Annotated in this window: 15 protein-coding genes; 11 read left to right on the plus strand and 4 right to left on the minus strand. The window is 57.3% G+C overall.

The annotated features are described in order from the left end of the window. Positions 1-587: 587 nt before the first annotated feature. The 6 genes from HCU74_RS19320 (at position 588) to HCU74_RS19345 (ending at position 8,237) form a co-directional block, all read left to right on the plus strand. Complete coding sequence (locus tag HCU74_RS19320) at positions 588-1,727, plus strand: polysaccharide export protein (protein WP_168452086.1); 1,140 nt, start codon at positions 588-590, stop codon at positions 1,725-1,727. A gap of 61 nt (positions 1,728-1,788) precedes the next feature. Continuing rightward, complete coding sequence (locus HCU74_RS19325) at positions 1,789-4,041, plus strand: polysaccharide biosynthesis tyrosine autokinase (protein ID WP_168452087.1); 2,253 nt, start codon at positions 1,789-1,791, stop codon at positions 4,039-4,041. Positions 4,042-4,768: 727 nt separating this feature from the next. Further along, the gene (coaD, locus tag HCU74_RS19330) at positions 4,769-5,260 is read left to right on the plus strand and encodes a pantetheine-phosphate adenylyltransferase (protein ID WP_168452088.1); all 492 of its coding nucleotides are present in this window, start codon (positions 4,769-4,771) and stop codon (positions 5,258-5,260) included. A 20-nt stretch (positions 5,261-5,280) separates the two neighbouring features. Then, complete coding sequence (gene cyaY, locus HCU74_RS19335; protein ID WP_168452089.1) at positions 5,281-5,592, plus strand: iron donor protein CyaY; 312 nt, start codon at positions 5,281-5,283, stop codon at positions 5,590-5,592. A gap of 343 nt (positions 5,593-5,935) precedes the next feature. Then, on the plus strand, positions 5,936-7,597 hold the full coding sequence (gene ettA, locus HCU74_RS19340) for an energy-dependent translational throttle protein EttA (protein WP_168452090.1): 1,662 nt from the start codon (positions 5,936-5,938) through the stop codon (positions 7,595-7,597). A gap of 61 nt (positions 7,598-7,658) precedes the next feature. After that, a complete protein-coding gene (locus tag HCU74_RS19345; protein ID WP_168452091.1) occupies positions 7,659-8,237 on the plus strand; it encodes an REP-associated tyrosine transposase in 579 nt (192 codons plus the stop codon). A 54-nt stretch (positions 8,238-8,291) separates the two neighbouring features. Here the strand turns inward: HCU74_RS19345 and HCU74_RS19350 are convergent, their stop codons facing one another. Beyond that, positions 8,292-8,708: an Hsp20/alpha crystallin family protein gene (locus HCU74_RS19350; protein WP_168452092.1), complete on the minus strand. Its 417-nt coding sequence runs from the start codon at positions 8,706-8,708 to the stop codon at positions 8,292-8,294. Positions 8,709-8,890: 182 nt separating this feature from the next. Here HCU74_RS19350 and HCU74_RS19355 point away from each other — a divergent pair, with 182 nt between their 5' ends. Then, positions 8,891-9,370: a peroxiredoxin gene (locus HCU74_RS19355; protein ID WP_168452093.1), complete on the plus strand. Its 480-nt coding sequence runs from the start codon at positions 8,891-8,893 to the stop codon at positions 9,368-9,370. Positions 9,371-9,394: 24 nt separating this feature from the next. Beyond that, positions 9,395-10,186 carry a glutamate racemase gene (gene murI / locus HCU74_RS19360; RefSeq protein WP_168452094.1) on the plus strand — a complete coding sequence of 264 codons (792 nt, stop codon included), beginning with the start codon at positions 9,395-9,397 and terminating at the stop codon, positions 10,184-10,186. Here the strand turns inward: murI and HCU74_RS19365 are convergent. The 3 genes from HCU74_RS19365 to HCU74_RS19375 all read right to left on the minus strand — a co-directional run bounded on the left by HCU74_RS19365 (position 10,183) and on the right by HCU74_RS19375 (position 12,475). Next, positions 10,183-10,524, minus strand: a complete 342-nt coding sequence (locus HCU74_RS19365) for a hypothetical protein (protein ID WP_168452095.1) — start codon at positions 10,522-10,524, stop codon at positions 10,183-10,185. The genes murI and HCU74_RS19365 overlap by 4 nt on opposite strands. 147 nt (positions 10,525-10,671) lie before the next feature. Continuing rightward, complete coding sequence (locus tag HCU74_RS19370; RefSeq protein ID WP_210425404.1) at positions 10,672-11,697, minus strand: Rieske 2Fe-2S domain-containing protein; 1,026 nt, start codon at positions 11,695-11,697, stop codon at positions 10,672-10,674. 142 nt (positions 11,698-11,839) lie between these two features. Beyond that, positions 11,840-12,475: a hypothetical protein gene (locus tag HCU74_RS19375; RefSeq protein ID WP_168452096.1), complete on the minus strand. Its 636-nt coding sequence runs from the start codon at positions 12,473-12,475 to the stop codon at positions 11,840-11,842. A 97-nt stretch (positions 12,476-12,572) separates the two neighbouring features. Here HCU74_RS19375 and moaA point away from each other — a divergent pair, with 97 nt between their 5' ends. Genes moaA through HCU74_RS19390 form a run of 3 tightly spaced genes read left to right on the plus strand, consistent with a single transcriptional unit; the run spans position 12,573 to position 15,057 of the window. Next, complete coding sequence (moaA, locus tag HCU74_RS19380) at positions 12,573-13,574, plus strand: GTP 3',8-cyclase MoaA (protein ID WP_168452097.1); 1,002 nt, start codon at positions 12,573-12,575, stop codon at positions 13,572-13,574. Positions 13,575-13,583: 9 nt separating this feature from the next. Beyond that, positions 13,584-14,099, plus strand: a complete 516-nt coding sequence (locus HCU74_RS19385; RefSeq protein WP_168452098.1) for a cupin domain-containing protein — start codon at positions 13,584-13,586, stop codon at positions 14,097-14,099. 28 nt (positions 14,100-14,127) lie between these two features. Next, positions 14,128-15,057 (plus strand): AAA family ATPase, encoded by a 930-nt coding sequence (locus tag HCU74_RS19390; RefSeq protein WP_168452099.1) that lies wholly within the window; start codon positions 14,128-14,130, stop codon positions 15,055-15,057. Position 15,058: the final 1 nt, after the last annotated feature.

The raw sequence follows: 15,058 nt of genomic DNA on the forward strand, positions 1-15,058 counted from the left end.
TGTTCACTGCCCACTACTCCTCCCCAACCCTCGACTGCTCCGCCGAATGCATTTCGGGCGCAGTGGGCGCACCACACCACTTTGAACCTATTGCAGGCACATCTACCAGCGGCCGCTCAACTTATTTGCGGTAATATTGCTGACATGCAGCGAGGGTGCCCCACCGTTCCGCGCCGCCGCACCGCTCGTTTTTCTGGCGCAAGGTAGTGTATTGCGCATTCCTCCTGTTACGCGACACCGAGTGGCTCACACAGGGCCAAGCGCCCGCGGGTTATGATGACTGGAGATTCGCGCCAAAGGCCCGTATTATTGGCCGCGAGCGGCGGCAGTGAGGGAAATCGACCACCTTTTCATTGCTTTGGCACCCCTGATTTTCGGGCGAGGTGGTTCACGGGCACGATTTGTGCTCCCGCTGTTCTCGACAACTCGGCCACGGCAGACGCTGTGTGGTCAGTCAACTTGGCGCAAGGGTAGTGCTTTTAGATGTCGAACAATTTTTTAAGCCATCGCTTTTTAAGCCACCTTGGCCAAACTGAATGCGAACTGTTCGGAGCAGTGTTTATTAAACGCAGACAAGGAATTACTGCATGAGAGTGTCCCACGTAATATTGCTGTCGGCTCTGGCCCTGGCCCAGACCGCCTGTACCATCGTACCCGGCAGTCATATGTACCGCTTTAACTCCGCCTGGTACGACGACACCCCGGAGGATTACACCCCCGCCGATGTCGATATTGACTATATACCCATCAATGCCACTGTGCTGAGTAATTTGAACGCGGGGCCTCCGCCCTCTGCACAACTGAACGGCGAGCTGAGCCAGCAGATAAAAGAGTACGAATACAAGGTTGGCCCAGGCGACGTGCTGACCATTACCGTGTGGGAACACCCCGAATTGACAATCCCTTCTGGCTCTTTTCGAAGCCCAGCTGAAGGGGGGAATGAGGTGAAGGCCGACGGCACAGTGTTTTACCCTTACGCGGGAGAGTTACCGGTATCGGGCCTGACCACCGCCCAGATCAAGGTGCTGATTCAGAACAAGCTCAGCTCGGTGATTAAAAAGCCACAAATTGATGTGCGCGTGGCGGATTTCAAAAGCCAGAAGGTGTACGTGAGCGGCGCAGTCGGCCAGCCCGGCATTGTGCCCATTACCAAAATCCCCCTAACGCTGATTGATGCTATTGAACAGCAAGGCGGCCTGGCCTCCGACGCCGCGTGGAGCACCGTACAGCTAACCCGCAACAACCTTACCCGCGAGATATCCCTGCGCAAACTTTATGAACAGGGCCGTTGGACGGAAAACCTGTTGTTGCGCGATGGCGACTTGATTCATATTCCGCGCAACGACGCCGAAAAGATTTTTGTTCTGGGTGAAGTCAATCGCCCCCAGGGCTTGCTGATGTCGCGCAACGGCACTAGCTTGGCCGAGGCCTTGGCCACAGCAAACGGTATCAATGAGAGCCGCGCCGACGGTCGGGGTATTTATGTACTGCGCAATACTGGTGTTACGCGGGGCCACAATGGCGAGCTGATATACAGGGCTACAGTGTTCCATCTGAATGCCTCCTCGGCCCTAGGTTTCATGTATGCCGACAAATTTCCGCTGAAACCGAGAGATGTGGTGTACGTGTCCGCAGCACCCATTACGCGCTGGAATAGGTTTCTCAGCCAATTCGTGCCAAGCATTGTCGCCACAGATCGTATAGGCGATATAGAAAACTCTAACTAAAGGCCGATTTAAAATCCTATTTACCAACTGATCGCGCTAATCGCGCCTTGCTGGATTTGCTATGACCCCAAATGCATCACCCGATCCCCAACGCCAAGCCCATCAAAACGACGAGATTGATCTGCTAGCGTTGTTTGTTACGTTATGGGATCGAAAAGTATTTATTGCAGCAGTAACTCTTATTTTTTTTATTTCCGGTATTTTTTATGCTCTTCTCGCGACGCCAGTTTATCGAGCAGATGCAGTCATACAAGTAGAAGAAAAATCTCCCGGCTTGCCCGGCCTTAGCGAGATGTCTGAAATGCTAGGCAGTGAATCTGGCTCGACCACCGAAATAGAGCTCATAAAGAGCAGAAGAGTCTTGGGAACCGCAGTTGACAAACTAAATTTAGACATTGATGTAAAACCAAATTACTTCCCAGTTTTTGGCAAAGTACTTGCCCGACACTTCCCACAATCAATTGCAGGAGGCGCGGGGGGCCGATTAGGACTGAATGGCTATGCATGGGGAGGGGAAAGTCTTCAAGTTGTGGAGTTCACCGTTCCAGAGGAAATGTATGGTGCTCGACATACGATAGTAGCTCAACAACGCAATTCTTACGCTTTGCAGTCACCCGCTGGCGTCACGGTACTGGAAGGCACCGTAGGGTCAATTGAAGAGAAAGACGGCTACTCGCTTTTCGTTCGTAAATTAACAGCTAACTCGGGAACTAAGTTTTCAATAGTTAAAAAACGGCGGTTAAGTGCAATTCTCGGACTTCAGGCGACTCTCGAAGCCACCCAAAAGGGTAAGGATTCTGGAATAATCGCCCTGACCTTGGAAGGCACGAACCCTTCCCACATTGAAAATGTATTGAATGTCATCGCACAAGGCTATTTGCGTCAAAATGTCGAACGCCAGTCAGCGGAGGCATCTAAAAGCCTCGAGTTTTTGCGAGCCCAGCTCCCTATAATAAAGAAAGACCTAGAAGAGGCAGAACGGAGATTCAACGACTACCAAGTAAAGGTTGGCTCTGTGAACATCAGCGCTGAGGCGTCCGCACTCCTTAAGCAAGTGGTCGACGTCGAAGCGGCGATAGCGGAACTTCAGCTGCAGCAGGCCGAGCTGGACCGAAAATACACCCGCGACCACCCCGCCTATCAGGCCTGGCGCGAGCAAATGGCAGAACAGCGTACCCGCAAGGCAGAGATGAATGAGAAGATCAAAAATCTGCCGGAAACCCAACAGGAACTGCTGGGGCTGAAACGCGACCTGGAAGTTGGCACCGAGATTTACACCCAGATGCTGAACAATATTCAGGAGCTGGATATTGTTCGCGCCGGGACTGTGGGGAATGTGCGCATTGTTGACGACGCGGCGGTGAATGTCGAAGAGCCGGTGAAACCGAAAAAAGCCCTGATTGTGGTAATTGCCACACTGCTTGGCGGCTTTTTAGCCGTAGCGGCGGTGCTGGTGCGTGCCGCACTGAATCGCGGAGTGGAAAACCCCGACGATATCGAAGCCATTGGCATGCCGGTGTATGCCAGCATTCCGCTGTCGGATGAACAGCGCAAACTCGACGGCGTTAAAAGCCGCAATTCCTCGCTGCTGCGCAAGCGCAAGAGCCAGCATCCACAAGCCCTGCTGGCCCAGCGCAACCCGACCGATATCGCGGTAGAAAGTTTGCGCAGCCTACGCACCAGCCTGCACTTTGCCATGCTGGAGTCCAGCAACAATATTATGATGATCTCCGGTCCCAGCCCCAACGTGGGTAAGTCCTTTGTGTCGGGCAACCTGGCGGCGGTTGTCGCCCAGGCCGGACAGAAAGTGCTGCTGATCGATATGGACTTGCGCAAAGGCTATATGCACAAGATGTTTGATCTGGGCCCGGAAAATGGCGTGAGCGATGTGCTGGCCAAGCGCCTGCCAGTGCAGGAGGCCATAAAACAAACCCGTGTCGGTGAGTTGTTCTTTATGCCCCGTGGGGTTGTGCCGCCGAATCCTTCAGAGCTGCTGATGAGCAAGGGTCTGACGGAGTTGCTGGATGAAGTGAAAGACCAGTTCGATTTGATTATCGTCGATACGCCGCCGATTATGGCGGTAACCGATGCCGCGATCGTCGGTCGCCAGTGCGGCGTTACCATGATTGTAGCGCGCTTCGGCCTGAATCCGGTGAAAGAGCTGGAAGCCACCAAACACCGTTTCGAGCAGAATGGCATTCAGGTGAAGGGCGTGGTGTTGAACGCGGTAACCCGAAGCGCATCGGGATATGGGTACGGCTACGGTTACGGGTATTACAATTACCATTACGAGTATAAGTCTGACAAGGCATAGGGCGGTTCGCTTGCAGGGCAAGCTCCTACAGGGGCACCCTGAAACTGTGGGAGCGAGGCCTCCTCGCGAATTGGGCTGGTCTAGCCCGAGGGGTTCGCTTGCGGGGCAAGCTCCTACAGGAGAACCCCGACTATGTGGGAGCGAGGCTTCCTCGCGAATTGGGATGGCCTAGCCCGCAGGGTTCGCTTGCAGGGCAAGCTCCTACAGGGGCACCCTGAAACTGTGGGAGCGAGGCTTCCTCGCGAATTGGGCTGGTCTAGCCCGAGGGGTTCGCTTGCAGGGCAAGCTCCTACAGGAGCACCCTGACTATGTGGGAGTGAGGCTTCCTCGCGAATTGGGATGGTCTAGCCCGCAGGGCTCGCTTGCGGGGCAAGCTCCTACAGGAGCACCCTGACTTTGTGGGAGCGAGGCTTCCTCGCGAATTGGGCTGATCTAGCCCGCAGGGTTTGCTTGCGGGGCAAGCTCCTACAGGAGAACCCTGAAACTGTGGGAGCGAGGCTTCCTCGCGAATTGGGCTGGTCTAGCCCGCAGGGTTCGCTTGCAGGGCAAGCTCCTACAGGAGCACCCTGAAAATGTGGGAGCGAGGCTTCCTCGCGAATTGGGCTGGCCTAGCCCGCGGGGTTCGCTTGCAGGGCAAGCTCCTACAGGAGAACCCTGACTATGTGGGAGCGAGGCTTCCTCGCGAAAAGGGGCCACGCCAAACACTCTATTTGATGGGAAAGATTTTATGAAAAGAATCGTCTACCCTGGCACCTTCGATCCAATTACCCTTGGTCATATCGACCTGGTGGAGCGCGCCAGCAAGTTGTTCGATACCGTCGTCCTCGCCGTGGCCAATTCGGAAAAAAAACAGCCGATGTTCAAGCTCGACGAGCGCATGGAGCTGTGTCGCGAGGCGCTGAATCACCTCCCCAACATTGAAGTGTGCAGCTTCACCGGGTTGACCGTAGAGCTGGCCCGCGCCCAGAAGTGCGAGATTATTCTGCGCGGCGTTCGCACCGTTGCCGATTATGAATACGAATTACAGCTGGCGAATATGAATCGTGCACTGGCACCCGGCCTGGAAACGGTTTTTCTCACTCCCGGCGAGTCCCTGTCTTATGTGTCCTCCTCATTGCTGCGGGAAATCGCCAGCATGGGCGGAGATGTGTCACGCTTCGTTCCCACCAATGTGATGCAAGCACTGAACAAGCGCTTTGCACCAAAGCCGAAAGTATAAGACCCGGGCATCCAAACACTATGACAGAAGCCGAATTTAACGATCAGCTCGACGCCCTTTACGACACCATCGAAGACGCCGTCGATGAACTCGACGCCGATGTAGACTGCGAGATCAGCGGGTCTGTGCTGACGCTGCGCTGCCCCGACGGCAGTGCGATTATCTTCAGCAGGCAGTCTGCCACCCGCGAGCTGTGGCTTGCCGCCCGCTCAGGGGGATTTCATTTTGTCTGGCAGGACGGCGAGTGGTACAGCCGCAAGGAGACCTGCTCGTTGACCACCAAGCTCGATGCTGTATGCCAGGAACAAATTGGCGAGACATTGCCGCTATAAGCCCACGCCAGCATGGGAACACCTTGCCAAAGGTATTTGTGAAACCGCCCACGCGATGCCCCAATAATGTTTTTAAATCTTCACAGAAGGCAGGTATAGTTTTCAGTGGGCTCAGGATGAGCCTTGGCATGGAAGGCATTCTCAGGATGAGAGTCAGCAAGGGATTGAAGGCGTTGCCAGGAGGCAACTGCCTTCCTGCTACCTGATTTCACAAAGTGGGGTCTGTCCCCGGGGACAGACCCCATCTGCCAGCCTTGCACTTCCCCCGCGTTTTCGCTACCGTTTCGCTCATTTTCCGGCTGCTTGTCCCGCAGCCGCAGCCCCCTCAGTTTCAGGAGTTAGCATGGCGCAGTTCGTCTTTACTATGAATCGCGTAAGCAAGGTGGTGCCACCCAAGCGCGAGATTCTCGGTGATATTTCCCTGTCGTTTTTCCCCGGCGCCAAAATCGGTGTACTCGGCCTCAATGGCTCGGGTAAATCGACTCTGCTGCGGATTATGGCCGGGGTGGATACTGAATTTAACGGCGAGGCCCGCCCCCAGCCGGGACTCAAAATCGGTTATCTGGAGCAGGAACCGGAGCTGGACCCAAGCAAGGATGTGCGCGGCAATGTCGAAGATGGTGTCGCCGAGGCGAAAAATGCTCTGGTAGAGCTCGACAAGGTCTACGCCGCCTACGCCGAACCCGATGCCGACTTCGATGCGCTGGCCAAGCGCCAGGCGGAGCTGGAAGATATTATTCAGGCGTCCGACGCCCACAACCTCGACCATAAGCTGGAAGTCGCTGCCGACGCCCTGCGCCTGCCGCCATGGGATGCGGATGTCTCCACGATTTCCGGGGGTGAACGCCGCCGGGTCGCCCTGTGTCGCTTGCTGCTGTCGAACCCCGATATGCTGCTGCTCGACGAGCCGACCAACCACCTGGATGCGGAATCGGTCGGCTGGCTGGAGCGTTTCTTGTGTGACTTCCCCGGCACTGTGGTGGCCATTACCCACGACCGTTACTTTCTGGACAACGCCGCTAACTGGATTCTGGAGCTGGATCGGGGCCGCGGCATTCCCTACGAAGGCAACTACTCCGACTGGCTGGAAGCCAAGGAAGCCCGCCTGCAGCAGGAAGCCAAATCCGAGGCTTCGCGCAAAAAGGCCATCGCCTCGGAACTGGAGTGGGTGCGCAGCAACGCCAAGGGGCGGCAGAGCAAGAGCAAGGCGCGACTGGCGCGCTTTGAGGAAATGCAATCCCAGGAGTTCCAGAGCCGCAGCGAGACCAACGAGATTTATATTCCACCCGGCCCCCGCCTCGGTGACAAGGTGATTGAGGTCAATAACATCAGCAAGAGCTACGGCGACCGGCTGTTGATTAACGACCTGAGTTTCAGTGTTCCCAAGGGCGCGATTGTGGGTATTGTCGGCGGCAACGGCGCGGGTAAATCGACACTGTTCCGTATGCTTACCGGCAAGGAACAGCCCGATAGCGGCAGCATCGAAATGGGCGACACGGTGAAGCTGGTGTCTGTCGATCAGATGCGCGACGCGCTGGACGACAAGCAAACGGTGTGGGAAGCCGTATCCGATGGCCGCGACATACTGCAAATTGGCGGCTATGAAATCCCCTCACGGGCCTATCTGGGGCGCTTCAACTTCAAGGGCAGCGACCAGCAGAAGCGGGTTGGCGAACTCTCCGGTGGTGAGCGTGGTCGCTTGCAACTGGCTTGCACCCTGAAAGAGGGCGGCAACGTGCTGCTGCTCGATGAACCTTCCAACGACCTCGACGTGGAAACCTTGCGGGCGCTGGAAGATGCACTGCTGGACTTCCCCGGCTGCGCGATGGTGATCTCCCACGATCGCTGGTTCCTTGACCGTATCGCCACCCATATCATGGCCTACGAAGGCGACAGCGACGTGGTGTTCTTTGAAGGGAACTACACCGAGTATCACGAAGACTTCGTTCAGCGCAAAGGCAACAACGCCGCGCCCAAGCGAATGAAATACCGAAAACTGAAATAACCCACATAGGGGTCTGTCCCCGGGGACAGACCCCTATGTGGTGCGAGCAAGGACGCTCCCCATGCCAAGACAAGCACGAATTGTACAGGCGGGTATGCCGCATCATGTGGTTCAACGCGGCAATAACCGACAACCCTGCTTCTTCTCCGAAGCGAATTATCGCATCTACCTGGATTGGCTGAAGGAAAACGCCGCAAGCACCGGCTGCGCTATTCACGCCTATGTATTGATGACCAACCACGTCCACCTGCTGGTCACTCCCGAGGAGTCTTTCTCATTGGCCGCGCTGATGAAGCAGCAAAGCCAACGCTATGCGCAATATATTAATCGGCACTACGACCGCAGCGGCAGTCTTTGGGAAGGACGCTTTCGCTCCCGAATCACCGAAGGCGATCGTTATGTACTCGCCTGCTATCGCTACATAGAACTCAATCCGGTGCGGGCGGGAATGGTGGAGCACCCTGGCGACTATCCCTGGAGCAGCTACCGCGCCAATGGTGAAGGGGAGAGCGGCGGGTTGGTTGTTGCCCACCCAACCTACGAGGCTATGGCTGGTTCCAAAGCCCAACGACTGCGGCAATACCGCAGCCTGTTCGAGCAGCCCCTGGACGAGCGCACCGTACGCCGCCTGCAAACCTGATCGGGGTCTGTCCCTGGGGTCTGTCCCCGGGGACAGACCCCTATGGTAGTAGTGCTATTGGACGGTGATTTTGCGCGGGGCCGCGGCGGCGATTTTGGGGATGTGCAGGCCCAGCACGCCGTTTTCGACCTTGGCGGCGATATGTTCGATATCGACGCTGTCGGGCAGCGAAAATCGGCGAGAGAAGTCGCCCTGCCAGCGCTCACTGATCGCCACTTTCTTGTCGCCGTGGTCGATTTTGCGTTCGCCTTTGATGCTCAGCACTTTGTTTTCGATGCTGATATCAATGGTGTCGCTGGCCACGCCCGGCACGTCCATGGTGAGCAAATAGGCGTCGTCGGTTTCGCTTATATCAACGGCGGGCAGCCAGGTGTTTTGCGCGCTGCGACGGGGTTCGCCCCGACCGTCGAACAGGCGGTTCACGTCCCGTGTCAGATCGTCAAACAATGCAAAAGGCAGATAGCTGTTCATCGTAAATACCTCCTGAAATGCCTGTATACCAGTTTGGCAGCACGTGCTGTCATTCTTAACATGGGGATTGGCGGATTTTTTTCAAGAGTATTACGCCCCCGCAGGGCTCTGCTACACTGCACCCTCAACATCGACAACAACAATTGTTATCCCTCGTATTTGACACTGATAAGGATAGTAAAATGAGTATTCAAACCGGCGACAAAATTCCTGATGTAACCCTGAAGGTGATGGGCGAGAAAGGCCCTGTAGACATCACCACCGGCGATATTTTTAACGGTAAAAAGGTGGTGATGTTTGCGGTGCCCGGCGCATTTACCCCCGGGTGCTCCATGGCCCACCTGCCCGGTTACGTGGTTAACGCCGACAAGATCAAAGAGAAGGGTGTCGACACCATTGTGTGCATGGCGGTGAATGACGCCTTTGTAATGGATGCCTGGGGCAAGGCACAAAACGCTGAGGAGCTGCTGATGCTGGCCGACGGCAACGGCGAGTTGACTGCTGCAATGGGTCTGGAAATGGATGGCAGCGGCTTTGGCTTGGGCCAGCGCAGCAAGCGTTTCGCCCTGATTGCCGAAGACGGCGTGGTGTCCTTCCTGGCGGTTGAGCCTGCCGGTGGCATTGATGTGAGCGCAGCGGAAAAAATCCTGGAGCAGCTGTAATCCCCGGCCCGTTAAGCTGACATTATGGCAACACCACCGCGCACTCACCGTGTGCTGGTCTTCGACAGCGGCGTCGGCTCACTGAGCATCGGCGCCGAAATTCATCGCCTGCTGCCTGAGCTGGATCTGTTGTATGTGATGGATCGCGGGGGCTTTCCCTATGGGCTGTGGCAGGAAGCACCACTGGTAGAGCACATCTGCAAGCGGGTAGAGGAAGTGCTCCAACGCGAGTACGCGACCATGCTGGTCATGGCCTGCAACAGTGCCAGCACGGCGGTGTTGCCCGCTCTGCGAGAGCGACTGTCGATCCCCGTGGTCGGTGTGGTGCCTGCGATCAAGCCCGCCGCCGCGCTGAGTCGCAGCAAGGTGATCGGCCTGCTCGCCACCCCCGGCACCGTTTCCCGTCCGTACACGGCTCAATTGATTGCCGACTTCGCCGCCGACTGCGAGGTTATTGCTGTCGGCAATGGCGAGTTGGCACCCGCGGTGGAAGCGCTGTTCTGGCAGGGGGCATCACCCAAAGATTGTGTGGCCACCATCGCCGACCGATTTCGCGCCCATCCCCGCTATCACGACATGGACACCCTGGTGCTGGCTTGCACCCATTTTCCCCTGGTGCAAAAGGAGTTGGCGACGTTTATTCGCCACTGCCAGTGGGTCGATTCCGGCCAGGCCATTGCCCGGCGTGTCGCCAGTCTGTTGGGGACAGCCCCCAAAGGGGACGGGCTGCAGGAGGTGGTGATTCTGGGCAGTGAGAAGGCGTCGGACTATTTATTGGCGGGTCTGGAGCAACGGGGGTTGCGGCTGAAGCGCTAGCGCTGATTAAAGCGATGGGCTTCCGCTGTAAAGCGACTGACCAACTCACTCATTTCCACCATAGCCTTGTTGTAGCGCTCAATACGCTGTCGGCGACGGCGCTCGTTGTCGTGGCCGGTGCCTCGAGCGGTGGTTTCCATGGCATCCAGGCAGGTGAAATAACGCCCCTGCTCGTCGAGATAACGCTCAACCTTGTCGCGCAGATCGCGCATTTCCCGGTAGTTGGCGCTGGCTCCGTCCACCTTGACGCTGGGTGCCCGCGCGGGAAAGCACGACGCTTCACTGAGTGATGCGCAGAGGCAGGCGGCGACCAGTAAAAGGAGTGGCGCTTGTTTCATTACGTTTCCGCAGCAATACCAGGACGGGGCCAAGTATAACGCAGCATAGATAGAATGTTGGCTTTGTGGCGTTTTGAACGGTTTTCACCAGAGGTTTTCTGAACTGATTCACAGTGCGGCGGCGCAGACCGCGCCGCCAGCGGAGTATTACAACGCCCGCGGGTCAAAGCCGCCGGCGTAGAACTGGGCAAACCACTTGCGGAATTTCGCAATCGGGCCGTCGCCGTCGCACAACACCGGCAGTGGCCGATAGATTTTGTGCTCCCAAATCGGCCGGTCTTCCTCAAGCTGGCCAACGATATTGGCGATGATCGCCGCATTCACACCGCCTTTTACCACTTCGCCGTTGACCTTGGGCTGGGTAAAGGCGAAGCGCACATGCACGGTTTCCTCGTTGATGGGTGTGGTCAGCCCCATCAAAAAGGTGTCGGCGATGCCTTCAAACTTGGTAAACCCCTGACCCGGGCCGGCAGAGCCGGTGCGAATAGCCCCTTTTACCTCACCCCGAGGAGTGGGCATATTGGCCAGCTGCAGACCGCGCACCATCGGCCCGTCGTAGGTGGTTTCCCACTCGGGGAAAGAGGCGGTGCCGTGCACATATTTGAAGTGGGCCGGGTCGGCGGCGTTTTCCGCCATTTCCTGGGAGTGGGTGTTGATCGTCCACTCATAGCGTTCCAGCGGTGACCAGCCGTCACCATTGGCCTCTTCGTGCTCAACCACCTCCCACTTGGGGGAGTCACCCTCGGGGTGATACCAGGCCCAGATGACCTGGTTGGTTTCCCGAATGGGGAAGGATTTGAGGCACTTCTTGCCCTTGATTTTTGGGGGCATGTTTTTGGCGTAGGGGACTTCTGCACACTCACCCTCCGGGTTGAACTTCCAGGAGTGAAAAGGGCAGACAATATTATTGCCTTCGATACGGCCGCCACCGGTGCCGGAACGCTCGTGAATGCCGTGACCGAGGTGGGCACCCAGGTGGGGGCAATAGGCTTCCATCAATACGGCGCGACCATTCTCGGTACGGAACAACACCAGCTCCTGCCCGAAGTAGTGCACCGCCCGTGACTCTCCGGCCTGCAATTCATCGCTGTAAGACACCGCAAACCAGCCGAAGGGCATCGGCATGGGGTAGCGTTTCTGGGAACTGGTGGCGATGGTGTTGGCAGATGTCATGGCTGTGTCCTCAGGGCGAGCGCAAATGGGCTCGTCAATATAGCGTAGTTATAGGTCTACTCTAGCGCCTGAGGATTTGTCGGCAATAACAAAAAAAGACAGCCTACTGGCAAAATCTGTCAGCAGGCTGAGTCAGCGGGGCTTACTGGGTCCACTTCCTGAACTTATCCATGAGCACGTCGGCCCCCATGCGAATCAGCGATTCATCCGCCGAACCGGGTGCGGCGCCGGTAAAGATAATGGCCTCCTGCACCGCGATCTCCTTGCCCACTTCGGCCATGGTTTGCTGATTCACTTCTTCTCCACTCTCGGTTTCTACCCGCCCCTGAGCGGCGGCGCGGATTTGCGCTGCTTTTTCGGAGTTAGGGTCGATACCGGAACGCTGCATAATTTCGATTGCCGCGAGGCGCTCCGCCGCTTCGCGCTGGGTGATGGGCTGACCGTGGCCGTCGAACACACCGTCATTGGGTTTGTCGGCGATTTCCGCCGACTGGCCCATGCTGATGCGAATCATCGCCGCCTCCTGGGACTCCGGCGCGGCCCCGGCTTTCTTTACCGCCGCTTCGACACTGATGGCATCGGCGATTTGTCTGGCAGTGACCGTTTGCCCGTGGCGGTTGTAGACCTGCCAGTCGGCCTCGGCCGAGGCCTGTACTTCGCCGTGGACCTCAGTCCGGTGTTTCTTGCTCTGCCCGGGGGCCGTGTCCTTGTTGGCGTGGGCTGCTGCCCCGGCCAATAGCACCGCACCCGCACACAGTGCGATAAAAATCTGTTTCATGGTTTGTCCCCCTGTTCATTCATTATTGTGGCCGCGACCGCCCACACGCCCTCGGCATGCGATGCCCGCCGTCTCCAGCTGTGCTACTATCGGCGGCATGTCAGCACAAAGTCAACTTTTGCAAGACCGCTTCGGTCGCCGCGTCGATTACCTGCGTTTGTCGGTAACCGATCGCTGTGATTTTCGCTGCGTGTATTGCATGGCAGAGGAAATGACCTTTCTGCCCCGGCGCGATGTACTGACCCTGGAACAACTCTACGATGTCGCCGCGGCCTTTGTCGCACTGGGCACCCGCAAAATCCGCCTGACCGGTGGCGAGCCGCTGGTGCGCAATAATGTGCTCACCCTGGTACGCCGTCTCGGCGAACTGGACGGCCTCGAGCAGCTCAACCTCACCACCAATGGCGCCCAGTTGCGTAAATACGCCCAGCCCTTGCGGGACGCTGGCCTGAGCGGCATTAATATCAGCCTCGACAGCCTGCGCGCCGATCGTTTTCGGGAGTTGACCCGCACCGGTGAGCTGCACAAGGTCATCGACGGTATCGACGCCGCCCGCGAGGCCGGGTTTCAGCGAATCAAGATCAACGCCGTTATGATGACCGGCCGCAACGACGACGAAATTCTCGATCTGGTGGAATTCGCCCGAAACCGCCAGATCGATATCAGTTTTATCGAAGAAATGCCGCTGGGCCAGATCAGCGAACACGACCGCGCCCTGAGCTTTTGCAGCAGCGACGTGATTCGCCAGCGCATCGACCAGCACTACCCACTGACCGCCAGCGCGGAAACCAGCGGTGGCCCCTCGCGCTATTACCGCATGGCCGACAGCGACAGCCGCATTGGTTTCATCTCGCCCCACAGCCACAATTTCTGCCACCTGTGCAATCGAGTGCGCTTGACGGTAGAGGGCCGCCTGCTCCTGTGTCTGGGCAATGAACACTCAGTGGATCTGCGCGCGGTACTGCGGGAGCACCCCGGGGATACCCAACGGCTGCAGGATGCCGTTGTCAGCGCGATGGACATTAAACCCGAGCGCCATCACTTCGATCTCGATGACAGCCCCCAGATCGTACGCTTTATGAATACCACTGGCGGCTGAGGCTGGTCGATGACCGCAGCCGAGCTTATTCGCCACCTCGCCCTGGAACCCCACAGCGAAGGTGGTTTTTTCCGCCGCAGCTTTTGCTCTGAATACACTCTGCCCCGGTCCGATGGCGACTCCCAGGCGCTGATGAGCAGCATATTTTATTTACTTTCCACTTCCAGTCCTTGCGGCTATTTGCACCGAAACCGCGCCGATATTCTGCATTTCTGGCAGGGAGGGCGCAGTCTGCGCTACCATCTGCTACACCCCGACGGGCACTATGAGTGTGTGGTCATGGGGCCAGAACTCGCGGCCGGACAACAGTTGCAACTGTTGGTAAAGGGGGGCTGTTGGAAGGCTTCCGAATTGTGTGACGATGGCGCCGCCGATTACGGCCTGATTTCCGAGGCGGTGTGTCCCGGCTTTGACTACCGCGACCACCAATTTGCCGGTGCCGAGGACATCCGCCCGCTGGTCTCCGCTGCCGAGTGGGCACGGCTCGCGCCGTTGATCCGACCGACACCGGCTTTCGCTGAATAATGGCATTCGCTAAATAATAAGGAACACCATGAATTCCCCACGCCACGCTATTAATGGGCTGATCGCCAACCTCGCGGAACAGGGCTATATCGCCAGCGACCAGATCGCCACCACACTGCACCTGGCCCGTGAGCTGGAGCGTCCGATCCTGATCGAAGGCCCGCCAGGGGTGGGCAAAACCGAATTGGCAAATGCCGCCTCGGCAATGTTGAAGCTGCCGCTGTTTCGTTTGCAGTGCTACGAAGGGCTGGACGAGAGCAAGGCACTGTACGACTGGAAATACAGCAAGCAACTGCTCTATGTACAGGTATTGAAGGAGCAGTTGGGGGATATTCTCGGCGGCGCAGAAAGCCTCGCCAGTGCGGTGGAGCGTCTGCATAACTTCGATGATATTTTCTACTCGGAGCGCTTTCTCGAACCGAGACCACTCCTCAAAGCCCTGCAAAGCGATGCCGGGGCGGTATTATTGATCGACGAAATCGACAAGGCCGACTACGAATTCGAATCGTTGCTGCTGGAAATTCTTGCCGACTTCAAGGTCACTCTGCCGGAAATCGGCACCCTGGGTGCCCGGCACAAGCCGCTGGTAATACTGACCAGCAATAACACCCGCGACCTCAGCGACGCCCTCAAGCGCCGCTGCCTTCACCTGTATATTCCCTTCCCGGAAGCTGCGCTGGAAAGCCGCATTGTACAAAGCCGGGTGCCCGAGGTGCCCGACCAACTGCGCGAGCAGCTGGTCGCCTTCGTACACGGGGTAAGGGAACTGGATCTGAAGAAGCAGCCTGCCATCAGCGAGACCATCGACTGGGCGCGCAGCTTGTTATTGCTGCACGCCAACACCCTCGACCGACAACTGGTGGAAGACAGCCTCAATGTACTACTGAAATACGAGGAAGATATCGGCATTGTCGCCCCGGAATTAACCGCTTTGCTCAAAAGCGCCACCAGGGCCTGAA

Source organism: Spongiibacter thalassae, from assembly GCF_012272835.1.
In the GTDB taxonomy this organism is placed as follows: Bacteria; Pseudomonadota; Gammaproteobacteria; order Pseudomonadales; family Spongiibacteraceae; genus Spongiibacter; species Spongiibacter thalassae.

What these genes read in the sequence shown, in the direction of transcription:
- HCU74_RS19320 (WP_168452086.1), top strand. Translation starts at nt 588, where the DNA reads ATGAGAGTGTCCCACGTAATATTGCTGTCGGCTCTGGCCCTGGCCCAG.
- HCU74_RS19325 (WP_168452087.1), top strand. Translation starts at nt 1,789, where the DNA reads ATGACCCCAAATGCATCACCCGATCCCCAACGCCAAGCCCATCAAAAC.
- coaD (WP_168452088.1), top strand. Translation starts at nt 4,769, where the DNA reads ATGAAAAGAATCGTCTACCCTGGCACCTTCGATCCAATTACCCTTGGT.
- cyaY (WP_168452089.1), top strand. Translation starts at nt 5,281, where the DNA reads ATGACAGAAGCCGAATTTAACGATCAGCTCGACGCCCTTTACGACACC.
- ettA (WP_168452090.1), top strand. Translation starts at nt 5,936, where the DNA reads ATGGCGCAGTTCGTCTTTACTATGAATCGCGTAAGCAAGGTGGTGCCA.
- HCU74_RS19345 (WP_168452091.1), top strand. Translation starts at nt 7,659, where the DNA reads ATGCCAAGACAAGCACGAATTGTACAGGCGGGTATGCCGCATCATGTG.
- HCU74_RS19350 (WP_168452092.1), bottom strand. Translation starts at nt 8,708, where the DNA reads ATGAACAGCTATCTGCCTTTTGCATTGTTTGACGATCTGACACGGGAC.
- HCU74_RS19355 (WP_168452093.1), top strand. Translation starts at nt 8,891, where the DNA reads ATGAGTATTCAAACCGGCGACAAAATTCCTGATGTAACCCTGAAGGTG.
- murI (WP_168452094.1), top strand. Translation starts at nt 9,395, where the DNA reads ATGGCAACACCACCGCGCACTCACCGTGTGCTGGTCTTCGACAGCGGC.
- HCU74_RS19365 (WP_168452095.1), bottom strand. Translation starts at nt 10,524, where the DNA reads ATGAAACAAGCGCCACTCCTTTTACTGGTCGCCGCCTGCCTCTGCGCA.
- HCU74_RS19370 (WP_210425404.1), bottom strand. Translation starts at nt 11,697, where the DNA reads ATGACATCTGCCAACACCATCGCCACCAGTTCCCAGAAACGCTACCCC.
- HCU74_RS19375 (WP_168452096.1), bottom strand. Translation starts at nt 12,475, where the DNA reads ATGAAACAGATTTTTATCGCACTGTGTGCGGGTGCGGTGCTATTGGCC.
- moaA (WP_168452097.1), top strand. Translation starts at nt 12,573, where the DNA reads ATGTCAGCACAAAGTCAACTTTTGCAAGACCGCTTCGGTCGCCGCGTC.
- HCU74_RS19385 (WP_168452098.1), top strand. Translation starts at nt 13,584, where the DNA reads ATGACCGCAGCCGAGCTTATTCGCCACCTCGCCCTGGAACCCCACAGC.
- HCU74_RS19390 (WP_168452099.1), top strand. Translation starts at nt 14,128, where the DNA reads ATGAATTCCCCACGCCACGCTATTAATGGGCTGATCGCCAACCTCGCG.